Below are 453 nucleotides of genomic sequence, written 5' to 3'. Positions count from 1 at the left end.
GCCCTTCAATCTCACCAGGCGTTTGTCCCGCGCCAGTTCAAAAGGGGTGCGCAGATCGGCCCGGAACATGGCAGGGATGTCGGTTCGGTACAGGAAGCCGTGCCGGTTTTGTTTATAGCCTGCACGCTTTAAGTACCCGTTCAGGAATTGGGCTTCTTAGCGCTGCCCGACGTCGGGTAAATCGCTGGAAGAAAGTCCGCCTTCGGTTCTCAATCTGACAATGAAGGGGTCAAGTTCCTGCGCGATCTGCTCGAATCGCTGATCATCATCGCTGTTGGTCAGTCGCTTGTGCTGTTCTGCCCATTCGGGAATAGGGCCGATGTCCAGATCCTTCCTCAGACGAGCCTGTTGAGTGACGCTCAGGTTGTAGCTTCTGAGCAGTCGCTCGCATTCTACGGCGGACTTTTGCGGATAGAGCAATCGCAATGAACCTGTCACGTATTTGAAAGTGTC

General features: G+C 54.5%; 1 pseudogene. It reads right to left on the bottom strand.

Annotated elements, in window-relative coordinates:
* Positions 1–156 precede the first annotated feature (156 nt).
* Positions 157–453: pseudogene (locus AACY49_RS30990) on the bottom strand (hypothetical protein); the annotation flags it as partial.

Source organism: Pseudomonas sp. EL_65y_Pfl2_R96 (assembly GCF_963970905.1).
In the GTDB taxonomy this organism is placed as follows: Bacteria; Pseudomonadota; Gammaproteobacteria; order Pseudomonadales; family Pseudomonadaceae; genus Aquipseudomonas.
Note: the sequence above shows the minus strand (reverse complement) of the source record. Positions and strands in the feature narration are given on the sequence as shown.